18 protein-coding genes are annotated in these 23,005 nt (G+C 59.8%); 13 read left to right on the top strand and 5 right to left on the bottom strand.

The genetic code is table 11. The features are described from left to right. Positions 1–62: 62 nt before the first annotated feature. The 4 genes from ACYZUD_RS26475 to ACYZUD_RS26490 all read right to left on the bottom strand — a co-directional run bounded on the left by ACYZUD_RS26475 (position 63) and on the right by ACYZUD_RS26490 (position 4,903). Entirely contained in the window at positions 63–1,037 is a 975-nt protein-coding gene (locus ACYZUD_RS26475) for a serine/threonine protein kinase (RefSeq protein ID WP_462020845.1), read from the bottom strand. Positions 1,038–1,244: 207 nt separating this feature from the next. Continuing rightward, a complete protein-coding gene (locus tag ACYZUD_RS26480; RefSeq protein WP_462020846.1) occupies positions 1,245–3,146 on the bottom strand; it encodes a PhoX family protein in 1,902 nt (633 codons plus the stop codon). A gap of 68 nt (positions 3,147–3,214) precedes the next feature. Then, positions 3,215–3,979, bottom strand: a complete 765-nt coding sequence (locus ACYZUD_RS26485) for a TOBE domain-containing protein (RefSeq protein WP_462020847.1) — start codon at positions 3,977–3,979, stop codon at positions 3,215–3,217. 183 nt (positions 3,980–4,162) lie between these two features. After that, positions 4,163–4,903, bottom strand: a complete 741-nt coding sequence (locus tag ACYZUD_RS26490; protein ID WP_462020848.1) for a phosphoribosyltransferase family protein — start codon at positions 4,901–4,903, stop codon at positions 4,163–4,165. Between the two features lie 91 nt (positions 4,904–4,994). On the opposite strand from ACYZUD_RS26490, the gene bioB reads away from it, so the two are divergent. The 11 genes from bioB (at position 4,995) to ACYZUD_RS26545 (ending at position 20,032) form a co-directional block, all read left to right on the top strand. Then, on the top strand, positions 4,995–6,050 hold the full coding sequence (gene bioB / locus ACYZUD_RS26495; protein WP_462020849.1) for a biotin synthase BioB: 1,056 nt from the start codon (positions 4,995–4,997) through the stop codon (positions 6,048–6,050). 172 nt (positions 6,051–6,222) lie between these two features. Then, positions 6,223–7,401, top strand: coding sequence for an 8-amino-7-oxononanoate synthase (bioF, locus tag ACYZUD_RS26500; RefSeq protein WP_462020850.1), 1,179 nt, complete (start codon positions 6,223–6,225; stop codon positions 7,399–7,401). Further along, positions 7,394–8,125, top strand: a complete 732-nt coding sequence (locus ACYZUD_RS26505) for an alpha/beta fold hydrolase (protein WP_462020851.1) — start codon at positions 7,394–7,396, stop codon at positions 8,123–8,125. Before bioF ends, ACYZUD_RS26505 begins: the two co-directional genes overlap by 8 nt. Next, positions 8,118–8,930 carry a malonyl-ACP O-methyltransferase BioC gene (gene bioC / locus ACYZUD_RS26510; RefSeq protein WP_462020852.1) on the top strand — a complete coding sequence of 271 codons (813 nt, stop codon included), beginning with the start codon at positions 8,118–8,120 and terminating at the stop codon, positions 8,928–8,930. The genes ACYZUD_RS26505 and bioC overlap by 8 nt, the downstream gene beginning before the upstream one ends. After that, positions 8,927–9,607: a dethiobiotin synthase gene (gene bioD / locus ACYZUD_RS26515; protein WP_462020853.1), complete on the top strand. Its 681-nt coding sequence runs from the start codon at positions 8,927–8,929 to the stop codon at positions 9,605–9,607. Before bioC ends, bioD begins: the two co-directional genes overlap by 4 nt. Positions 9,608–9,729: 122 nt before the next feature. After that, positions 9,730–10,026, top strand: coding sequence for a pyrroloquinoline quinone biosynthesis protein PqqE (locus ACYZUD_RS26520; RefSeq protein ID WP_462020854.1), 297 nt, complete (start codon positions 9,730–9,732; stop codon positions 10,024–10,026). 277 nt (positions 10,027–10,303) lie between these two features. Continuing rightward, on the top strand, positions 10,304–12,109 hold the full coding sequence (locus ACYZUD_RS26525) for a phenylacyl-CoA dehydrogenase (RefSeq protein WP_462020855.1): 1,806 nt from the start codon (positions 10,304–10,306) through the stop codon (positions 12,107–12,109). A 493-nt stretch (positions 12,110–12,602) separates the two neighbouring features. After that, the gene (locus ACYZUD_RS26530) at positions 12,603–14,744 is read left to right on the top strand and encodes a cytochrome-c peroxidase (protein WP_462020857.1); all 2,142 of its coding nucleotides are present in this window, start codon (positions 12,603–12,605) and stop codon (positions 14,742–14,744) included. Positions 14,745–14,898: 154 nt separating this feature from the next. Beyond that, entirely contained in the window at positions 14,899–16,185 is a 1,287-nt protein-coding gene (locus ACYZUD_RS26535; RefSeq protein ID WP_462020859.1) for a GGDEF domain-containing protein, read from the top strand. Positions 16,186–16,275: 90 nt separating this feature from the next. Next, the gene (locus ACYZUD_RS26540; protein WP_462020860.1) at positions 16,276–18,072 is read left to right on the top strand and encodes an acyl-CoA dehydrogenase C-terminal domain-containing protein; all 1,797 of its coding nucleotides are present in this window, start codon (positions 16,276–16,278) and stop codon (positions 18,070–18,072) included. Positions 18,073–18,247: 175 nt separating this feature from the next. Continuing rightward, entirely contained in the window at positions 18,248–20,032 is a 1,785-nt protein-coding gene (locus tag ACYZUD_RS26545; RefSeq protein ID WP_462020861.1) for an acyl-CoA dehydrogenase C-terminal domain-containing protein, read from the top strand. A gap of 226 nt (positions 20,033–20,258) precedes the next feature. Here the strand turns inward: ACYZUD_RS26545 and ACYZUD_RS26550 are convergent, their stop codons facing one another. Beyond that, positions 20,259–21,188: a LysR family transcriptional regulator gene (locus ACYZUD_RS26550; protein WP_462020862.1), complete on the bottom strand. Its 930-nt coding sequence runs from the start codon at positions 21,186–21,188 to the stop codon at positions 20,259–20,261. A gap of 169 nt (positions 21,189–21,357) precedes the next feature. Between ACYZUD_RS26550 and ACYZUD_RS26555 the strand changes: the two genes are divergently transcribed. Beyond that, positions 21,358–22,641: an aspartate aminotransferase family protein gene (locus ACYZUD_RS26555; protein WP_462020863.1), complete on the top strand. Its 1,284-nt coding sequence runs from the start codon at positions 21,358–21,360 to the stop codon at positions 22,639–22,641. A gap of 205 nt (positions 22,642–22,846) precedes the next feature. Next, positions 22,847–23,005 (top strand): YqaE/Pmp3 family membrane protein, encoded by a 159-nt coding sequence (locus tag ACYZUD_RS26560; RefSeq protein WP_007904205.1) that lies wholly within the window; start codon positions 22,847–22,849, stop codon positions 23,003–23,005.

Genomic DNA, 23,005 nt, shown 5'->3' on the forward strand with positions numbered 1-23,005 from the left:
TACAGGGGGTACGCGATTCCTCTGTAGGAGCTGCCGAAGGCTGCGATCTTGTGATCTTGAATTTAAAAAAGCTTCAGTGGTTCTTCATTGAGCGCAGCTAGTTGTTCACGCAACGCCAACACCTGATCCCCCCAATACCGCTCGGTACCGAACCACGGAAAACTGTGCGGGAAGGCCGGGTCGTCCCAGCGACGGGCGAGCCAGGCACTGTAGTGCATCAACCGCAATGCACGCAGTGGTTCGATCAGTGCCAATTCCCTCGGGTCGAAGTCGTGAAACTCGTTGTAGCCGTCCATCAATTCCGACAACTGACCGAGACATTCCTGACGATCACCCGCCAGCATCATCCAGATGTCCTGCACCGCCGGGCCCATGCGGCAGTCGTCGAGGTCGACGATGTGGAACATCTCGTCGCGGCACATCATGTTGCCGGGGTGGCAATCGCCGTGCATGCGGATGTTCTGGTGCGGCGTGGCCTTGTAGACCTCTTCCACCCGCTTGAGCAGGTCACGGGCAACGGACTCGTAGGCCGGCAGCAAACTCTTGGGTACGAAATTGCCTTCGAGTAGCGTCGTCAGCGAGTCATGACCGAAGTTCTTCACGCCCAGCGCTTCGCGGTGTTCGAACGGTTTTGTCGCGCCGACCGCGTGCAGACGACCGAGCAGTTGCCCCAGGCGATACAGCTGATCGAGATTGCCCGGCTCCGGCGCACGGCCGCCACGGCGGGGGAACAGGGTGAAACGGAAGCCGTTGTGTTCGTGCAGGCTGGCACCGTTGTGAATCATCGGTGCGACCACCGGTACGTCGCACTCGGCAAGTTCGAAGGTGAACTGGTGCTCTTCGAGAATCGCTTCGTTGGTCCAGCGCTGCGGGCGGTAGAACTTGGCGATCAGCGGCTCGGAGTCTTCGATACCGACCTGATAGACACGGTTCTCGTAGCTGTTGAGCGCCAGAATGCGTGCGTCGCTGAGAAAGCCGATGCTTTCGACGGCATCGAGCACGAGGTCTGGGGTGAGCGTTGCAAACGGGTGGGCCATGCTGACTCCTGCGCGCAGCAGGCTGCCGCGTCCGGCCAAGCATGGTAGCGCAGACGGGCCGTCTTGAGTGTTAAGGCTTGAGATGAGTGTTGCCTGGGCTGACGCTATCGCGAGCAGGCTCGCTCCCACGGTGATCTCTAGTGTGTGACAAATGGTGTGCACACCGTGGAACCCTGTGGGAGCGAGCCTGCTCGCGATGGGGACCGATCAGGCGCCGACAACCTCGCCATCTTCACGCGTGATAGCCATCACCGACGACCGCGGCTTGCCATTGGGCAGGTGCTCGGGGAACGTCGACCCACCGTTCTCCCCCGGATGCTGAATCCCGACAAACAAGGTCTTCTGATCCGGTGAGAAACTGATCCCCGTGACCTCGCAGCCCACCGGCCCGACCATGAACCGACGGATCTCCCCGGTCACCGGGTCGGCACACAGCATCTGGTTGTTACCCATGCCTGCGAAGTCACCGGCGTTACTCGAATCGCCATCGGTGAGAATCCACAACCGCCCAGCCTTGTCGAAGCCCAGGCCATCGGGGCTGTTGAACATGTTCTGCGGTGTGATGTTTGACGAGCCACCCTTCGGCGTGCCGGCGTGGATGCCCGGGTTGCCGGCGACCACAAACAGATCCCAGGCAAAGCTTTTCGAACCGTGATCGTCCCGGTCGGTGCGCCAGCGCAGGATCTGCCCGTAGACGTTTTTCTCACGCGGATTCGGTCCGCCCACCGGTTGACCGTCTTCGCCGCGTTTGGCGTTGTTGGTCAGCGTGCAATAGACCTGGCCATCCTTGGGGCTGACGACGATCCACTCCGGGCGGTCCATGCGCGTGGCCTTCACCACGCTGGCCGCGAGGCGCGCGTGAATCAACACTTCGGCCTGATCGGCAAAACCGCTGCTGGCATCGATGCCGTTTTTGCCGTGGGTCAGTTCGATCCACTCGCCCTGGCCTTTGGGGTGATCGGCATTGCCGTCTCCCGCGTCGAAACGCGCCACGTACAAGGTGCCGTGGTCCAGCAGGTCGCGGTTGGCCTTGGGATTTTTGTGGTTGATCTTGTCGCGGCTGACGAACTTGTAAATGAATTCGCCGCGTTCGTCGTCGCCCATGTACACCACGGCGTGGCCGTCACTGGTTTCGGCCAGGGCGGCGTTTTCATGTTTGAAGCGGCCCAGGGCCGTGCGCTTGACCGGGGTCGACTGTGGATCGAACGGGTCGATTTCCACCACCCAGCCGTGACGGTTGAGCTCATTGGGATTCTTTGCCACGTCGAAACGCTCGTCGTGTTGATGCCAGTTGATCTCTTTACTGGCGGCCACCACGCCGTAGCGTTTCTGCGCGGCGTCGAATTTCAGCTCGGCATTGTTGCTGCCGAAGCAGTCGGTGAAGTTCTCCTCGCAGGTCAGGTACGTGCCCCAGGGCGTCTTGCCATTGGCGCAGTTCTGGAAGGTGCCGAGGACGGTCTTGCCGTGCGGGTCGGCGCTGGTTTTCACCAGTTCGTGGCCGGCGGCGGGGCCGCTCAGGCTGATCGGCGCGTTACCGTGAATGCGCCGGTTGTAGCGCGAGCCCTGGACGAATTGCCACTGGCCGTTCTTGCGCTGCACTTCGATCACCGACACGCCTTCGCAGGCCAGTGCCTTGTGCACGTCGTCGGCCGACTGCGGCATGCCGCCGTGGGGGTAGAGGTAGCGATAGTTGGTGTACTCGTTGTTGATCGCCATCAACGCCCGATCTTTTTCGCCGGGAAACTCGAACAGGCTCATGCCGTCGTTGTTGTCACCGAACTGGACTTCCTGTTGTGCAGCTGTGCCGTTGCCGCTCGGGTCGAATGCCGGACCGTCCTTTTGCAACGGCTGGCCCCAGCTGATCAACACCGACGATTTGTAGCCTGGCGGCAGGGTGATGGCGTCGCTGGTGGCGGCGGGAATGCTGTCAAAACCCAGCAGTTTGCTGGTGCCTGCGCTGACGCTGGCGGCCAGCACGCTGCGGCTCAGCAGGTTGCCGCCGAGGAACATCGCTGCACCGCACAGGGCGCCGGCGCTGATGAAGGCACGACGGCTGAGGCCGACCATCTTCTCGAGGTCGGTGGATTGGTTGTCTTCTAATAGGCTCACATCAGGCTCCCTGCGGGTTTTTGCAGTCACCTTAATGATGGTCGATGAAGGTTTTGTTGCAGCCGGGTTTAAAGCGGTGTGCCCAGCAGGATATTGGACGGGGCGAACTGCACCCGTACCGGTTTGTCAGTGGTCAGTCCCAGGGTTCTCAAGTGCAGCTGTTCGGCCAACGCGCACAGTGTCTGGCCATTGGGCAGGCTGATGCGCACTTCACTGGGGCCGTCTTCGGCGTCGAGAATTTCTTCGACGATGCCCTTCAGGCAATTGTTGCCGGGGGCCGCTACTTGCTCGATGCCCAGTAACTCCAGCCATCCAGCCTTGATCAGGGCGACCACTTCGGTGCCGGTTTCCAGCTCCAGACGCAGGGTGCTGTCGTGGGTGATCTGGGCATCGATGGTCAGGCCTTCGGCCAGTTCAAGACGGATTCGGTCGTTGCGTCCCTGAGCGTCGATGGCCACGACCTTGCCGTGCAACTGATTGCGCGCGCTGGTCCTGAGCATGAGGCGGCCGAGCAGGTCCAGGTCGCTGGCGTCTTCGGCGGCTTCCAGTACCTGAGCCTGCAACGCTTGCAGTTTTTGATACAGGCGCAATACGCGTTCGCCTTCGCTGGACAGTGTGGCGCCACCGCCGCCCTTGCCGCCGACGCTGCGTTCCACCAGCGGTTTCTGCGCGAGGTTGTTCAGCTCGTCGATGGCGTCCCACGCCGCTTTGTAACTCAGGCCCGCACTTTTCGCGGCGCGGGTGATCGAGCCCTGTTCGGCGATGTGTTGCAGCAAGGCGATGCGCTGCGGGCGACGGACAATGTGCTGGGACAACAACGTAGGCAAGGACATGGCAAGGCGCTTTGGGCTGTGACGATGATGAGGACGTTGGCGGCTTGGGGGCCGGGAGTCAAGTCAGGTCATATCCTTGTGGGAGCGAGCCTGCTCGCGATGACGTTGCACAAGTCGCATCGATGTTGAGTTTGATGTCCTCTTCGCGAGCAGGCTCACTCCCACAGGGTTTGTGTTCTTAGGTCAAACCGCATCACCGGGTTTGGGCGTGCGGGCCAGGCAGTAGACGTCGACCCGTGCAGCGCCGGCCTCCATCAACAAGCGAGCCAGGGCCTGGGCCGTGGCGCCGGTGGTCAGCACGTCGTCCACCAGTGCCACGTGACGTCCCTTGACGGACGCTTCGGGCGCAAGGGTGAAAGCGTTGCGCAGATTCTTTTTCCGGGCTTCGGCGTTCAGATCCTGTTGCGCGCTGGTGTCCTGGGTTCTCAGCAACAACCTTTCATCGCACGGAATGTCGAGGCTGGCGCTGAGCCAGCGGGCAAGCATCGCGGCCTGGTTGAAGCCCCGTTGGCGCAGCCGTTTGGCAGCCAGCGGCACCGGGACCAATGCATCAGGCCTTTCCAGGTTTTCATCAAAGCGATGTTGCAGGGATTGAGCGAGAAGTTCGGCAAGCAGGCGGCCAAACGGCCACTTCGCACTGTGCTTGAAACGGGTAATCAGGCTGTCGATCGGAAAGCTGTAGAGCCAGGGCGCGGCGACCCGTTCAAAGGCCGGTGGTTGCATCAGGCATTGGCCGCAGGTCAGGCCCGACTCGGACAAGGGCAGGGCGCAGGTCTGGCAGTGATCGCCCAGCCAGGGCAACTCGCTTTCGCAGGCCGTGCAGATTGGCGTGGTGCCGTCGGCGGGCTCTGCGCAGAGTAAACAGGTCTGCTTGTTTTTTAACCAGATGTAAACCTGGCCTTTGTGTTGTGGTTGACAGCGCATCGCTCTTCCTTAAATATGCCGAACATCCGTGTCGCGTCTGTGGGTATTCCATTCCCCAGTCGCTTGCCAAGCATAAATCAAGGAAACGCCCATGAGCGCCAGCACCACTGCAACCCTGCGTCATGACTGGTCTTTGGCCGAAGTCAAAGCACTCTTCGTTCAGCCATTCAATGACCTGTTGTTCCAGGCGCAGACGGTGCACCGCGCGCATTTCGACGCCAACCGCGTCCAGGTTTCCACACTGTTGTCGATCAAGACCGGCGCCTGCCCGGAAGATTGCAAATATTGTCCGCAGTCCGGTCACTACAACACCGGCCTGGAAAAAGAAAAACTGATGGAAGTGCAGAAGGTCCTCGAAGAGGCCGCTCGCGCCAAGGCCATCGGTTCGACCCGTTTCTGCATGGGTGCGGCGTGGAAACACCCGTCGGCTAAAGACATGCCTTACGTGCTGGAAATGGTCAAAGGCGTGAAAGCCATGGGCCTGGAAACCTGCATGACCCTGGGTCGCCTGGATCAGGATCAGACCGAAGCGCTGGCTCAGGCCGGTCTCGATTACTACAACCACAACCTCGATACCTCTCCGGAGTTCTACGGCAGCATCATCACCACCCGTACTTACAGCGAGCGCCTGCAAACCCTGGCCTACGTGCGTGATTCGGGGATGAAAATCTGCTCCGGCGGCATCCTCGGCATGGGCGAGTCCCTCGACGACCGTGCCAATCTGTTGATCCAGCTGGCCAACCTGCCTGAGCATCCAGAGTCGGTGCCGATCAACATGCTGGTGAAAGTCGCCGGTACGCCGCTGGAAAATGCCGACGATATCGACCCGTTTGACTTCATCCGCATGCTTGCCGTTGCACGTATCCTGATGCCGCAATCCCACGTGCGCCTGTCCGCCGGCCGCGAAGCCATGAACGAGCAGATGCAGGCCCTGGCCTTCTTCGCCGGTGCCAACTCGATTTTCTACGGCGACAAACTGCTGACCACCGCCAACCCGCAGGCCGACAAGGACATGCAACTGTTCTCGCGCCTGGGCATCCTGCCGGAAGCACGCGAAGAGCACGCCGACGAAGTGCATCAGGCGGCTATCGAGCAGGCGCTGGTTGAGCAGAAAAGCAGCGAGCAGTTCTATAACGCCGCTGTTTAACGCTCCACTGATCCTTCTGAAGGAATGCAAAACCCTGTGGGAGCGAGCCTGCTCGCGAAAGCAATTTAACAGTCGACATTTATGTTGAATGTGAAGGCCTCTTCGTCGGAACGCCGCCCGGAGCAGGCTCGCTCCCACAGTGGTCATGTGTCATTTGATAGTCGAGGCCTGCATGTCTTTCGATCTCGCCGCACGCCTTGCTGCCCGTCGTGCCGAAAACCTTTATCGCCAGCGCCCATTGCTCGAAAGCCCACAGGGCCCGGAAGTGGTGGTTGATGGTCAGCCGTTGCTGGCGTTCTGCAACAACGACTACCTGGGCCTGGCCAATCACCCGCAAGTGATCGAAGCCTGGCGTGCCGGAGCGACCCGTTGGGGCGTCGGTGGCGGCGCTTCGCATTTGGTCATTGGCCACAGCAGTCCGCATCACGCACTGGAAGAGGCTCTGGCCGATCTGACCGGGCGCCCGCGTGCGTTGCTGTTCACCACCGGTTACATGGCCAACCTTGGTGCGGTCACTGCGTTGGTGGGGCAGGGCGATACGGTGCTTGAGGACCGCCTCAACCACGCGTCACTGCTGGATGCCGGTTTGTTGTCCGGTGCGCGCTTCAATCGCTATCTGCACAACGACGCGGCGAGCCTGGCCAGTCGCCTGGAAAAGGCCATTGGCAGCACGTTGGTGGTCACCGACGGCGTGTTCAGCATGGACGGCGACATCGCCGATCTGCCGGCACTGGCCCGGGAAGCCAAAGCCAAAGGCGCGTGGCTGATGGTCGATGACGCTCACGGTTTTGGTCCGCTGGGCGCCAATGGCGGCGGGATCGTCGAGCATTTCGGCCTGAGCCAGGAAGACGTGCCGGTACTGGTCGGCACCCTCGGCAAGGCGTTCGGTACGGCTGGTGCGTTTGTGGCCGGCAGCGAAGAGCTGATCGAGAGCCTGATCCAGTTCGCTCGTCCCTACATCTACACCACCAGCCAACCGCCGGCCCTGGCCTGCGCAACGCTCAAAAGCCTCGAGTTGCTGCGCAGCGAACACTGGCGGCGTGAACATCTGAAGACGCTGATCCGCCAGTTCCGCCAAGGCGCCGAGCAGATCGGCCTGGCGTTGATGGACAGCTTCACGCCGATTCAGCCGATCATGATCGGCGACGCCGGGCGTGCGGTTCGCTTGTCGATGATGCTGCGCGAGCGCGGGCTGATGGTGACCGCGATCCGTCCGCCGACCGTGCCTGCCGGCAGTGCTCGTCTGCGCGTGACCCTGACCGCCGCCCACAGCGAGGCACAGGTGCAGCTATTGTTAGATGGACTGGCCGACTGTGTTCAACAACTGGGACCGGAGCCAAGCCATGCGTAATCGTCTGATTCTGCTGCCCGGCTGGGGCCTCGGGATTTCACCGCTGGAGCCATTGGCGGCTGCCTTGCAGGGGCTGGATGAACACCTGCGGGTCGAGGTCGAGCCGTTGCCTGAACTCGAATCGAGCGATCTGGAAGAATGGCTCGACGAACTCGATACCACGTTGCCTCAGGACGCCTGGCTCGGTGGTTGGTCGCTCGGCGGCATGCTCGCCTCCGAGTTGGCCGCCCGACGTGGCGATCGCTGCTGCGGTTTGCTGACCCTGGCGAGCAATCCTTCTTTTGTCGCCCATGAGCAATGGCCGAGCGCGATGCCCGGCGAGACTTTCGATGCGTTTCTGGCTGGATGCAACGCTGATCCACGCATGACGCTCAAACGCTTTTCGCTGCTGTGTGCTCAAGGTTCGCAAGACCCGCGCGGGTTGTCGCGGCTGTTGCTCGGTGGCGCCCCGAATGCATCGGCAGCGGTGCTGATGAGCGGGTTGGGACTGCTTGCGCAACTCGATACCCGTCAGGCTTTGCAAGCCTTCCGCGGGCCTCAATTACATTTGTTCGCCGGCCTCGACGGGCTGGTTCCAGCCGAGGCGGCGGGCGATCTGCTGGCGTTGCTGCCGGATGTCGAAATCGGCCTGATCGAGCAGGCCAGTCACGCGTTTCTTCTGGAGGATCCCCACGGTGTGGCGGGGGCGATCCAGGCCTTTTTGCATGAGTTCGGCGATGACTGATTTATCCCTCCCCAACCTGCCCGGCGTCTTGCCTGACAAACGCCAGGTGGCGGCATCTTTTTCACGCGCGGCGGCGAGCTACGACAGCGTGGCCGAATTGCAGCGTGACGTTGGTAGCCAATTATTGAGTCGTTTGCCGGATGATTTTGTACCCGGTCGCTGGCTGGATCTGGGCTGCGGCACCGGGCATTTCAGTCGTGTGCTGGGTGAGCGTTTTCCTTCCGGGCATGGCGTGGCACTGGACATCGCCGAAGGCATGCTTAATCACGCGCGACCATTGGGTGGCGCCACGGATTTTATCGCCGGTGATGCGGAGCGGCTGCCATTACAGGATTCGACCTGCGATTTGATCTTCTCCAGCCTGGCGGTGCAGTGGTGCGCGGATTTCGCCTCGGTGCTCGGCGAGGCTCATCGGGTACTGAAACCCGGCGGCATTTTTGCGTTTGCTAGTCTGTGCGTGGGCACATTGGTTGAACTGCGTGACAGCTGGCGTCAGGTGGACGGCATGGTGCACGTCAATCGCTTCCGCGAGTTCGGGACTTATCAGCACCTGTGCGCGGCCAGCGGTTTGAAGGTCGCGAGTTTGCAAACCTGTCCTCATGTGTTGCATTACCCGGATGTGCGCAGCCTGACCCATGAACTCAAGGCGCTGGGTGCGCACAACTTGAACCCCGGTCGGCCGGACGGTTTGACCGGCAGGGCGCGGATCCTCGGCTTGATCGAGGCTTATGAGCAGTTTCGTCAGGCCCAAGGCCTGCCGGCGACTTATCAAGTGGTGTACGCCGTTTTGGAGAAACCCTTATGAGCGCAGCCTATTTCATCACCGGTACGGACACTGATGTTGGCAAGACCACGGTGGCCGCAGGTTTGCTGCATGCCGCGCGGTCGGCGGGATTGAGCACGGCGGCGGGCAAACCGGTCGCCTCCGGTTGCGATGTGACACCCAAGGGCTTGCGCAACGCCGATGCGCTGGCGTTGTTGGCAGAGTGCTCGGTGCCGCTGACGTATGCACAGGTCAACCCGGTGGCATGCGAACCCGCGATCGCACCGCATCTGGCCGCGCGGGAAGCCGGCATGGCATTGACCGTGCAATCACTGCTGGCACCGATGCGGCAGATACTCGATATGCAGGCGGATTTCACCTTGATCGAAGGTGCCGGTGGCTGGCGTGTGCCGTTGGCGGATCAGGACAACCTGTCGGACCTCGCGATGGCGCTGGATCTGCCGGTGATTCTGGTCGTAGGCGTGCGTCTGGGGTGTATCAATCATGCGCTGCTGACTGCCGAGGCGATTGCTCAGGATGGTTTGCAACTGGCGGGTTGGGTGGCCAACATCATTGATCCGAAGACTTCGCGCCTGGAGGAGAACCTCGCGACGCTGGCCGAGCGGATCCCCGCACCCTGCCTGGGGCGAGTGCCTAAACTGAAGTCAGTCACCGCCGAGGCGGTGGCGGAACACCTTCAACTGGATCTGCTGGACTGACGTTTTCAGGCTATGGTTTTAACTATGACAAGGCACTGTGCCATTAGTGTTTTTGTCGGGCCTTTTGTCGGCGGGTCTGGTTCAATGGCCGCTGTTGATCCTTTGTAAGGACGAGTTCTCCCATGGAAATCTCAGGAAACACCGCTTTTTATGCCGGTCTGAGCACTATTCAGACAGGGCAGAACCGTGTCGATCAAGCCTCCGGCCAGATCGCCAACAATACGATCGAGCGTTCGGTGACCAGCCAGTCTTCCGAGGTTCAGGTTGATCGTCTGCGTTCGGTCGATCGCAGTCAGCAGTCGGACCTGGCCAGCAGCGTGGTCGAGCTGGCGCAGGGCAAGTTTCAGGTGGAGGCCGGCGTCAAAGTCGCCAAGGCATCCGATGAAGTGCTCGGTACGTTGATTGATACCTTCGCCTGATTCCTCGCTCGATCCGCTATTCCAACGCCGCGACTTTTCGCGGCGTTTTTCTGCGTAAGTCCTTCTCCCTCAACTAATCTTTCCTGCATGACGTGTTGCTCGGTCAACGGCGTTGCGTCGCTGTGTGTCCGGCATTTGCGTGGCCTGATGACGAACGGCAAAAGATCGGCGCTTGACAAGATTTGGGCGTAAACGTATGTTTCAAACAACTGTTTGACCGTCACAACAAATCAACACGGTCGTTCATTCCCGGTTACATCAGCAGAGGTTTATCGCTATGCCTGACTACAAGGCCCCCTTGCGTGATATTCGCTTCGTTCGTGACGAACTGCTCGGCTACGAAGTGCACTATCAGAGCCTTCCGGCTTGCGCAGACGCAACTCCGGACATGGTTGACGCCATTCTCGAAGAAGGCGCCAAGTTTTGTGAGCAGGTGCTGGCTCCGCTGAACCGCGTGGGTGACACCGAAGGCTGCACCTGGAGCGAGTCCGGCGTTAAGACCCCGACTGGCTTCAAAGAAGCCTACAAGCAATTCGTTGAAGGCGGCTGGCCAAGCCTGGCTCACGACGTGGAGCATGGCGGCCAAGGCCTGCCGGAGTCTTTGGGTCTGGCGGTCAGCGAAATGGTTGGCGAGGCCAACTGGTCGTGGGGCATGTACCCAGGCCTGTCCCATGGCGCGATGAACACCATCTCCGAGCACGGCACGCCTGAGCAGCAAGAGGCTTACCTGACCAAACTGGTTTCCGGCGAATGGACCGGCACCATGTGCCTGACCGAACCGCACTGCGGCACCGACCTGGGCATGCTGCGCACCAAGGCTGAACCTCAAGCCGATGGTTCCTACAAGGTATCCGGCACCAAGATCTTCATCTCGGCCGGTGAACACGACATGGCCGACAACATCGTCCACATCGTGCTGGCACGTCTGCCGGATGCACCGGCCGGCACCAAGGGCATCTCCCTGTTTATCGTTCCGAAATTCATGCCGAACGCTGATGGCTCGATCGGCGCTCGCAACGCCGTGACCTGTGGTTCCCTGGAACACAAGATGGGCATCCACGGTAACGCCACCTGCGTAATGAACTTCGACGCGGCCACCGGTTTCCTGATCGGCCCGGCGAACAAAGGCCTGAACTGCATGTTCACCTTTATGAACACCGCACGTCTGGGTACCGCGCTGCAAGGTCTGGCTCACGCCGAGATCGGCTTCCAGGGCGGCCTGAAATACGCTCGCGATCGTCTGCAAATGCGCTCCCTGACTGGCCCGAAAGCGCCGGAAAAAGCCGCTGACCCGATCATCGTGCACCCGGACGTACGTCGCATGCTGTTGACCATGAAGGCGTTCGCCGAAGGCAACCGCGCGATGGTTTACTTCACGGCCAAGCAAGTCGACATCGTCAAGTACGGCGTGGACGAAGAAGAGAAGAAGAAAGCTGACGCACTGCTGGCGTTCATGACGCCGATCGCCAAGGCCTTTATGACTGAAGTCGGTTTCGAGTCCGCCAACCACGGCGTGCAAATCTATGGCGGCCACGGCTTCATCGCCGAGTGGGGCATGGAGCAGAACGTTCGCGACAGCCGCATTTCGATGCTGTACGAAGGCACCACCGGTATCCAGGCCCTCGACCTGCTGGGCCGTAAAGTGCTGATGACTCAAGGCGAGGCTCTGAAAGGCTTCACCAAGATCGTCCACAAGTTCTGCCAGACCAACGAAGGCAACGAAGCCGTCAAAGAGTTCGTCGAGCCATTGGCTGCGCTGAACAAAGAGTGGGGCGAGCTGACTATGAAGGTCGGTATGGCTGCCATGAAGGACCGCGAAGAAGTCGGCGCGGCGTCGGTGGACTACCTGATGTATTCCGGTTATGCGTGCCTGGCCTACTTCTGGGCTGACATGGCGCGTCTGGCTGCCGAGAAACTGGCTGCCGGTACCTCGGAAGAGGCGTTCTACACCGCCAAGCTGCAGACTGCGCGCTTCTACTTCCAGCGCATTCTGCCGCGTACCCGCACTCACGTTGTAACCATGCTGTCGGGTGCCAACAACCTGATGGACATGAAAGAAGAGAACTTCGCGCTGGGTTACTAAGCCTTAACGCAGGCCTTCAAAAAAACCGCTGCTCCTTCGGGAGTGGCGGTTTTTTTTTGCGTTTTAGAAATATAAAGCGATCGCCCACAAGTTAACTATGAACACTGCGCAGAGTGAACTAATGATTGGGTATTATTTTGATGGTTGACTCTATATAAAATCGGGTAACAACTTGTTTGCAATTACGGCGCCACATCGACGGATGTGTTGTAAGTGCTTGGCTTGCTGATGTTTGACGCGAGTGTGGCCCCGCTGAGGCTGGGGAATTGCGCCCGATAGTGGGGGATTCACACCGAAGTTGAGGGGTGTATAGCGGTATAAAATTTATTTGTATTTCTGCTGTTGAAATCTTTTGTTACGACTACAGTTCAATCAAGTGCCTGTCACGGCGCGAACCAATAGCGTTTCAACTTATCCCCAAACAAAGCGAATGCTTTGCCAGTTGAACTACGCCCCATGCCCGGCAACTCCATTCTGATTCAGGAGTGTCATCATGTTGAACTTGAGCATCCTTATTCGAGCTCTCCGCTTGGCCTGTGCGGTCGCGGGTGGCGTGGTAGCAATCAGTCTGCCGTTCAACAGTGCGCTCGCCGCGACGGCGCCAGAGGTTGATGTACCCGCGCCGGAAGTGCCCGCGCTGCAATCACTGCGTGGCATGACACCGCCCGACCCCTCGGGAACCGAAGGCGGACGCAAAGTCGATCTGATGACCGACTACGTACTCAATCGCAGCGCGGCAATCCTTCTGGGCAAAGCCCTTTTCTGGGACATGGAAGTCGGCAGCGATAGCGCCACCGCCTGCGCGTCTTGCCACTTTCACGCCGGCGTCGATCACCGGATCACCAATCAGATCAACCCCGGCCAGGCGCACACCAATGCCAACGTCGCGTCGATCTTCAACAAGCCTTTTGCAGCCTCCGATATCCCCGGCGACGTGGCCTCCTACGCGACCCTGTCCGCAGGCAAGGGCGGCCCGAACTACATGCTCAAGAAAACCGACTTCCCGACCCACGTGCTGGTTGATTCGCTTGATCGCAATTCGCCGATCCGTTATTCGACCGACGATGTGATCGGCTCACAAGGCGTGTTCGACGCCAATTTCGTCAAGCCCAATCAACCGCGTTTCGACAAGTGCACGCAGCAGCCGGACGGTATCTTCCAGGTCGGTGGCATCAACGTTCGTCGCAGTACCGGGCGTAACGCACCGTCGGTGATCAATGCTGCCTTCAACGTGCGCAATTTCTGGGATGGGCGGGCGAACAACGTCTTCAATGGTTTCTCGCCGTTCGGTAACCGCGATCCCGATGCCGGGATTTTCGTGACCAGCGATCGCAGCGGGGTGGCGACGAAAATATGGCTGGCACTCAACGATGCTTCCGCCGCCTCGCAAGCCGTGGGGCCACCGGGCAGCGCGGTTGAAATGTCTTGCGGCGGGCGCACCTTCGCCGATATCGGTCGACGCATGCTCGATACGCTGATGCTCAAACAGCAGCGGATTTCATCGAACGATTCGGTATTGGGCCCCGTTTCCGGTGCCCGCCGCCCCACCTATCGTGAACTGATCAAGGCCGCCTTCCAACCTCGGCTGTGGAACGCGACGCAGCAGGTTTCGCTGGGCGGCGCGCCGTATACCCAGATGGAGGCCAACTTCCCGCTGTTCTTCGGGCTTGCGATCCAGATGTATGAATCGACCCTGATTTCGGACCAGGCGCCGCTGGACGCCTACTTGCAGGGTGATCATCAGGCATTGAATGCCCAGCAAGTCGAGGGGATGAATCTTTTCCTCGGCAAGGGCAAGTGCGTCAGTTGCCATGGCGGGGCGGAATTGACCAACGCGGGCAGCCGCTTGCTGTTCCATCCTCGTGAGCGCATTGAACGTATGGTGATGGCGGACAACCTGACCACACTGTACGACAACGGTTTCTACAACACCGGTGTGCGCCCGACGTCGGAAGACCTTGGGCTCGGTGGGTCGGACGCATGGGGCAACCCGCTGGCGTTCACTCGTGAGTACAACACGCAGATCCAGGGCGGCAAGGTGCCTGACCCGCTGGACGTCGATGTGTGCACCTTTGAAGCGCCATTGAGCGCGGCATTACCCTGCGACGCTACGCTCAAACCCAATGTCGGTTTCCGCGATGCGGTCGATGGTGCTTTCAAGACGCCGACGCTCCGTAACATCGCGTTGACCGGGCCGTATTTCCACAACGGCAGCCGGGCGACGCTCAAACAGGTCATGGAGTTCTACAACCGAGGCGGCGACCGTCGTGGCTCGGAGGCGAACAACACCAGCGGCTTCGATCATTCCAGTGTGAACCAGCACAACACATCAAACCTCGATCCGGACATGACGTCCCTGAACCTGACCTCCGATGAAGTGGATGCCATGGTCAAGTTCATGGAGGTCGGGTTGACCGATCCGCGAGTCGCGTGGGAGCAGGCCCCGTTCGATCATCCGTCGTTGGTCATTCCACAAGGCCACGTGGGTGACGAAAACGCCGTGACGGTTCGGCCAGTCAGTCCAAAGGTTACGACACGGCAGGCGTTGGACGCGCTGGTGACGCTCAAACCCGTTGGGGCAGAAGGTCGAAAAATCGAAGAGGGGCCTTTGCAACCGTTCTACAACGATCTTTGAAGAGGTTAATCCGTGGGTTACTGGCTGCCCTGATTGCAGCCAGTCATGCGGCTTCAAAAAAACCTTAGTAAATCGCTCAGAAAGTCAGGGTTTCTGCCGTTAAAGTGGGTGGGCACAATGCCATCTGCTGATATGACGGGTCGGAGCTTTACCCTTGCAACGTTCTTCCGCTGTACGTTTCAGTCATTTCCTACCGTCACTTCTGCTTTTGATTGCGGGGCTAGCGGCTGCCTACGTCAAGGATCTGAACGTCTTCTTCACGTCGCTGTTCAACGTGCTGCCTACCTTGGTGCTGTTGCTCGGCGGCGCGTACTGCGCGGTTTACCGACGTCAGCGTGAACTGTTTCTGATGGTCACGGTGTACATCGCCTACTACCTGCTCGACACCCAGACCGACTATTACCGCGACAACGGCAAGGTGCGTGAAGACGCCGCCGTGGTCTTTCATTTGTGCTGTCTGTTGCTGCCACTGTTGTTTGGCGTGTTCGCTGCGTGGCAGGAGCGCACCCATCTGTTTCAAGACATGGTGGCGCGTTTCGCCGTGTTACTGGCCGTTGGCAGCGTGGCGTTGGGGCTGGAGCAAAGTTACCCACAGGCGCTGTTGATGTGGCTATCGGAAATTCGCTGGCCAGCCCTGCATGGCGCGTGGATGAGCCTGATCCAGCTGTCTTACCCCGTGTTTATCGCCTCGTTCCTGCTGCTGAGCTGGCAATACTGGCGTAACCCGAGACCCTTGCACGCCGCACAACTGGTGGGTTTGCTCGGGTTGTTCTGGGCGTTGCCGAAGACCTTCATCCTGCCGTTCACCCTGAACATCATGTGCAGCCAGGTGATGTTGATGATTGCGGCGGCGGTTGCCCATGAAGCCTATCAAATGGCCTTCCGCGACGAACTCACCGGTCTGCCCGGCCGCCGCGCCTTGAATGAGCGCATGCAGCGTCTGGGGCGCAATTACGTGCTGGCCATGAGCGACGTCGACCACTTCAAGAAATTCAACGACACCCACGGCCACGACGTCGGCGATCAGGTGCTGCGACTGGTCGCCAGCAAGCTGTCGAAAATCGGCGGTGGCGGTAGGGCGTATCGCTACGGCGGTGAGGAATTTGCACTGGTGTTCGCGGGCAAGACGCTTGAAGAGTGCATGCCGCACCTGGAAGTCATCCGCGAATCCATCGCGACCTACAACATTCAGTTGCGTAACCCGGACAGCCGTCCTCAGGACGACCAGCAAGGTCGTCAGCGTCGCGCCGGATCAGGGGCCACGAGTGTTTCGGTCACCGTCAGCATCGGCGTCGCCGAGCGCGTCGAGCAACGCAACCCCGAACAAGTGCTCAAGTCCGCGGACGAGGCGCTCTACGCCGCCAAAGGTGCCGGGCGAAACTGCGTGGTGGCCTACGGTCAGAACCGTCGTGGTGCGGTGCGCGCGGCCGCTGCGGGTTGAGTGATGATGGCGCATTCAGCGTCTGGACTGTGATTGTGAGGCGTGGCCGGCGGCAGTAGGTTTGAGGGATCTGCTGCCGGAGAAATGACCATGCCCGAGTACAAAGCTCCCCTGCGCGACATGCGCTTTCTGATCGATCACGTCTTCGACTTTCACAGCAACTACGCCGCGCTGGGCGCCACGGATGCCAGCCCGGACATGGTCAACGCGATCCTCGAAGAAGGCGCAAAATTCTGTGAGAACGTTCTCGCACCGCTCAATCGCAGCGGCGACGAAGAAGGCTGCCATTTCGACAACGGCGTGGTGACAACGCCTACAGGTTTCAAGCAGGCATTCGCACAATACGTCGAAGGTGGCTGGCACGGTCTGGCAGCCGATCCGGCTTACGGCGGCCAGGGTTTGCCGAGTTCTCTGGGCCTGGTCATCAGCGAGATGGTCGGCTCCAGCAACACGTCCTGGGGCATGTACCCCGGCTTGACCCACGGTGCGATGTCGGCCATCCACGCCCACGGCACCGACGCGCAAAAGCAGACCTATCTGAGCAAACTCACCGCGGGCCAATGGACCGGCACCATGTGCCTGACCGAAGCCCATTGCGGCACCGACCTGGGCATCATCAAGACCCGCGCCGTGCCACAGGCCGATGGCAGTTACGCGATTTCCGGCAGCAAGATTTTCATCTCCGCCGGCGAGCACGACATGAGCGACAACATCATTCACCTGGTGTTGGCGAAACTGCCGGACGCTCCTGCAGGAACCAAGGGCATTTCGCTGTTCATCGTTCCAAAATTCCTACCCAATGCCGAAGGCGAAGCGGGTGAGCGCAATGGCGTTTCCTGCGGTTCCATCGAACACAAAATGGGCATCAAGGCGTCGGCTACTTGCGTGCTGAACTTCGACGAGGCCAAGGGCTTCCTGATCGGTGAGCCGAACAAGGGCCTGAACTGCATGTTCACCATGATGAACCATGCCCGCCTCGGCACCGGGATGCAGGGGCTGTGCCTGGGGGAGGCCAGTTTTCAGGGCGCGATCAAATACGCCAACGACCGTTTGCAGATGCGCTCGCTGACCGGCCCGAAAGCGCCGGAAAAAGCCGCCGACCCGATCATCGTTCATCCCGACGTGCGCCGGATGTTGCTGACCATGAAGGCCTTCAACGAAGGTAACCGGGCGCTGACCTATTTCACTGCGCAATTGCTGGACGTCGCCCATATGAGCGCGGATGAGACGGCGCGTCAGGACGCTGAAGACCTGCTGGCGTTCCTCACGCCGATCTGCAAAGCCTTCATGACCGATACCGGGCTGGAAGTGACCAACCATGGTATGCAGGTGTTTGGTGGTCACGGTTTCATCCGTGAGTGGGGCATGGAGCAGTTGGTTCGCGATTGCCGGATCGCGCCGATCTATGAAGGCACCAACGGCATTCAGGCGCTGGATTTGCTCGGGCGTAAAGTGCTCGGCAGCCAGGGCAAACTGCTGCGAGGCTTTACTAAAATCGTCCATAAGTTCTGTGCCGCCAACGCCGAGCATCCGCAACTTGCCAGCTATGTGGCGCAGCTCGACGGGCTGAATCAGCAATGGGGCGAGTTGACCACCAGGGTCGGCATGGCGGCGATGAAGAATCTGGATGAAGTGGGGGCCGCGTCGGTCGACTATCTGATGTACAGCGGTTACATCATCCTTGGTTATTTGTGGCTGCGCATGGCGCTGGTCGCTCAGGCGCAACTCGATGCGGGCAGTGGCGATGCCGATTACTGCAGAGGCAAACTGGTCACCAGCGAGTTTTACTTCAAGCGATTGTTGCCGCGCACCGCCGCTCATCGCGCGGCCATCGAGGCGGGCAGTGATTGTCTGATGAAGCTACCAGCGGAGTTGTTCACGCTTTAGTCTTTCAGCCCAGCAACTTAAGAGCCCGCCTTGCGCGGGCCTTTTTGTTAATGACTAAAAATTACAAAATGGTCACTAGCTGACCCTATGTGTCGCAAAAGTTGTTGGGTTACACTCGAACCCAACGAAAGCACTATTCCTACGAATCACCTGTATAGATCTTGCGAGGTTTGCCATGGCTGACTACAAAGCGCCCCTGCGCGATATGCGCTTCGTCCTCAATGAAGTATTCGAGGTCGCCAAACTCTGGGCCGAATTGCCTGCGCTGGCCGATACCGTTGATGCGGAAACGGTCGAAGCCATTCTCGAGGAAGCCGGCAAGGTCACCAGCAAAAGCATCGCGCCCCTGAGCCGTGCGGCTGACGAAGAAGGTTGCCATTGGGCGGACGGTGCCGTCACCACGCCGGCAGGTTTCCCACAGGCTTATCAGACTTATGCTGAAGGTGGTTGGGTCGGTGTCGGTGGCGATCCGGCCTACGGCGGCATGGGCATGCCCAAAGCCGTTTCGGCGCAAGTCGAAGAAATGGTCAACTCCGCCAGCCTGTCGTTCGGCCTGTACCCGATGCTGACCGCCGGTGCCTGCCTGTCGATCAACGCCCACGCCAGCGAAGAACTGAAAGCCGCCTACCTGCCGAACATGTACGCCGGTGTCTGGGCCGGTTCCATGTGCCTGACCGAGCCGCATGCCGGTACAGACCTGGGGATCATCCGCACCAAGGTGGAACCTCAGGCCGACGGTTCCTACAAAGTCAGCGGCACCAAGATCTTCATCACCGGTGGCGAACACGACCTGACCGAAAACATCATCCATCTGGTACTGGCCAAACTGCCGGATGCGCCGGCCGGTCCGAAAGGCATTTCGTTGTTCCTCGTGCCCAAGTTCATGGTCAATGCCGATGGCAGCCTCGGTGCGCGTAACCCGGCAAACTGCGGTTCGATCGAACACAAGATGGGCATCCAGGCGTCCGCGACCTGCGTGATGAACTTCGACGAAGCCGTGGGTTACCTGGTTGGTGAGCCGAACAAGGGCCTGGCGGCGATGTTCACCATGATGAACTACGAACGCCTGGGTGTCGGTATTCAGGGCCTGGCCACGGGCGAGCGCTCGTACCAGAACGCCGTTGAATACGCCCGCGACCGTCTGCAAAGCCGTTCGCCGACGGGGGCGCAGAACAAGGACAAAGTGGCTGACCCGATCATCGTCCACCCGGACGTGCGTCGCATGTTGCTGACCATGAAAGCCTCGAACGAAGGGGGTCGTGCGTTCTCGACCTACGTGGCCATGCAACTGGACACCGCCAAGTTCAGCGAAGACGCCACCACCCGCAAACGCGCGGAAGACCTTGTGGCCTTGCTGACCCCGGTGGCCAAGGCGTTCCTCACCGACCTCGGGCTGGAAACCACGGTTCACGGCCAGCAGGTTTTCGGCGGTCACGGTTACATCCGTGAGTGGGGCCAGGAACAACTGGTACGCGACGTGCGCATCACCCAGATCTACGAAGGCACCAACGGGATTCAGGCCCTGGACCTTGTAGGACGCAAGATCGTCGGCAGCGGCGGGGCGTTCTACAACCTGTTTGCTGACGAGATCCGTCACTTCACCGCGACCGCGACCGCCAGCGCTGATCTGGCAGAGTTCACCAAGCCGCTGAACGATGCCGTGACCACCCTCGACGAGCTGACCGCGTGGTTGCTCGACCGTGCGAAAAATAACCCGAATGAAATCGGCGCCGCGTCGGTTGAGTATCTGCAAACCTTTGGTTACGTCGCTTACGCCTACATGTGGGCACTGATGGCCAAGGCAGCCTTCGGAAAAGAAGCGCAGGACGATTTCTACGCGAGCAAGTTAGGTACGGCGCGGTTCTATTTCGCACGCCTGCTGCCGCGAATTCATTCGTTGAGCGCGTCGGTGAAGGCCGGTAGCGAGTCGCTGTTCCTGCTGGACGCAGCCCAGTTCTGACCCTGTCACGTCATGTAAGCATTCTCTTACATGACGTGCTGCTCTTCTCCCATAGATGCAGATTGGATCCACAGCTAATCTACTTACATGGACGTCGCGCAGGAAGCGCAAAGCAACAACACGGACACGTAGGATTCTGCCAGGATGGTGGAGTGAAATGGATGTCAGGGAAACAGTCTGCAAAGCCCCGCTTCGGCGGGGTTTTCTTTTGTCCGCAGAAAAGCATTCAGCTCAGCCCATCGAGGGTTGTCGGGCTGTTCAGGCGGTCATCCGGTCCGTTCATCACTTCTTCCAGCAAGGTCCGCAACAAGGCCAGCGAGGCCTGTTGCCGTTGCACATCCCGACACACCAGTCCGACTTTCAGCGGCACCCGCGGCTCGGTCAGCGGTTTCCACAGCAGCTCGTTATTGTCGAGCGCCTTTTGCGACCGCCCGGGCAGGACAGTCGCCAGCCGGGTGTGGGGCAGGCTGTCGAGAATCCCCACCATATTGTTCAGTTCGGCCTGCACCTGCGGGCGTCGCCCCAGGCTCGCCAGTTGTGTCTGCCAGATCTGCCGCACCTGAAACTCCTCACCCAGCAGCAACATCGGCAGCTCGGCGGCCTGACTCATTGAGACTTTCTTGAAGTCCCGCAACGGATGGTCCGCCGGGATGACCAGTGTAAGTTCATCTTCGTACAGCATCACGCCGTGAAGTCCCGGCTGGCGGGGCGGCAAGTAACTGATGCCGATATCCAGCGAACCGTTGAGCAACCGCCGCTCGATCTCCAGGCCCGTCAGTTCATAGATCTGCACCACCAGATGCGGCTGCGCCTTGCGCACGCGCTCGAGCATCTGCGGCACCAGGCTGGTGTGGACAGTCTGCAAGACACCAATGGCCAGAGTGCGCAGCGCCTGTCCCTTGAAATTGCCCAAGGCTTCGCGCGCCCGTTGCAGGCCATCGAGCAAGGGCAGGGCGTGGTTGTACAGCGTGTGGGCGGCCAGGGTGGGCAACAGACGTTTACTGCTGCGTTCGAACAGGCTCACATCGAGGTTTTGTTCGAGGTGACGAATCTGCTGGGACAGCGCCGGTTGGGAGATTGAAAGTCGTTCGGCAGCCCGGCCCACATGGCCTTCTTCGTAGACCGCGACGAAATAACGCAGTTGCTTGAAATCCATAAGTAATACTTATCGAAAATGCTGTGAAATCGAAATGGCTCAACGCCGTGCCTGAGCCTAGTCTAACCGCATTCACAAGGCTTACAGGGCCATAGAACACGATGAATACCGTTTATGCCGATGGTGTTTGCATAGGTAAGGCAAAAAACCTCAAACGAGGTTTTATCAGATGAACTTGTTCAACTTGCGACGCAATCCACCGACCCTTGATGACCTGGTCGTGGACAATTTCCTTTCCTCTAAAGGCGATAACCTTTCCAGTGAGTGCCTGATGCCCAGTGTCGAACGGCCGAAACAGATTTTCGTGCGCGGCCAAGGCTCCTGGTTATGGGACAGTGATGACCGCGCTTATCTGGATTTCTCACAAGGTGGCGGGGCCAACAGCCTTGGACACAGCCCTTCGGTACTGGTGAATGCCATCGCGGCGCAGGCCCAGTCGCTGATCAACCCCGGTTTCGGCCTGCATAACCGCGGCATGCTCAACCTCGCCGAGCGACTGTGTGCCAGCACCGGCAGTGACCAGGCATACCTGCTCAACAGCGGCAGCGAAGCCTGCGAAGCGGCGATCAAACTGGCGCGCAAATGGGGTCAGCGGCATCGCGGCGGTGCTTCGCGGATCATCGTCGCCAACAAGGGGTGCCATGGTCGTAGTCTCGGGACGATTTCGGCGTCGGACAGTTCGAACCTGATCAACCGCTTCGAGCCGCAGCTACCCGGCTTCAGCCACGTCCCGTTCAATGACCTTCCGGCGTTGCATGCCGCCGTGGATGCACAGACCGTGGCGATCATGCTCGAACCGATCCAGAGCGAAGCCGGGGTGATTCCGGCCACCGAGCATTACCTCAAGGGTGTCGAGCGCCTGTGCCGTGAGCTTGGCATCCTGTTGATATTCGACGAAGTGCAGACTGGTCTCGGTCGCTGCGGCACCCTGCTTGCGGAACAGTCCTACGGTGTACGGGCAGATATCGTCGTCCTCGGCAAAGGACTGGGGGGTGGCGTGCCATTGGCGGCATTGCTGGCGCGGGAGAAGGCCTGCTGTTTCGACGTCGGCGAGCTGTCCGGTACCCATCATGGCAATGCGCTGATGACCGCTGCCGGCCTTGCGGTACTCGATAGCGTGCAGGACAAGGGGTTTCTCGACCATGTCAGGGAAACCGGTCAGTACCTGCGCGAAGGCCTGGAGCGTTTGTCCCATCGCTACGGTCACGGCGAGTTGCGCGGGCAAGGGCTGCTCTGGGGTCTTACCCTGTCTGATGATTCGGCTGACGCAGTCGTCAAAGCGGCGTTGTACGAAGGCTTGCTGCTCAACGCCCCGCAACCTGATTGCCTGCGTTTCACTCCGGCGCTCACCGTCAGCAAGGCCAATATCGACAAAATGCTCCTGCGCCTGGCGCGTGCCTTTTCCCGTGTGCGCACCGCACAACTGCAATGCCGCAAAGGGATTGCCGTCTGATCAGACCCGCCCTACACGAATTCCCGAACCGTCTCGCGGTATAACGCATCGCCCCACGTTTGATTCTTTTGACGTGGGGCGTTTTTTTGCGTGGGAATTCATTTGGGTACCAGCATTCGGCCAAGACTCGCACTGAACCCTGACGAACACCGCAGGTCGATTAGCTGTAGGCTCACAGAGCCAACTTTAATCAGGAGCTGACCCCATGGACTTTATTCGAATCATCATTGCCATTCTGTTGCCGCCACTGGGTGTGTTTCTGCAAGTCGGTTTTGCCGGCGCGTTCTGGCTGAATATTCTGCTGACGTTGTGCGGTTACATCCCGGGGATCGTGCATGCGGTTTACATCATCGCCAAGCGCTGA

This window comes from Pseudomonas sp. XS1P51 (genome assembly GCF_054897845.1).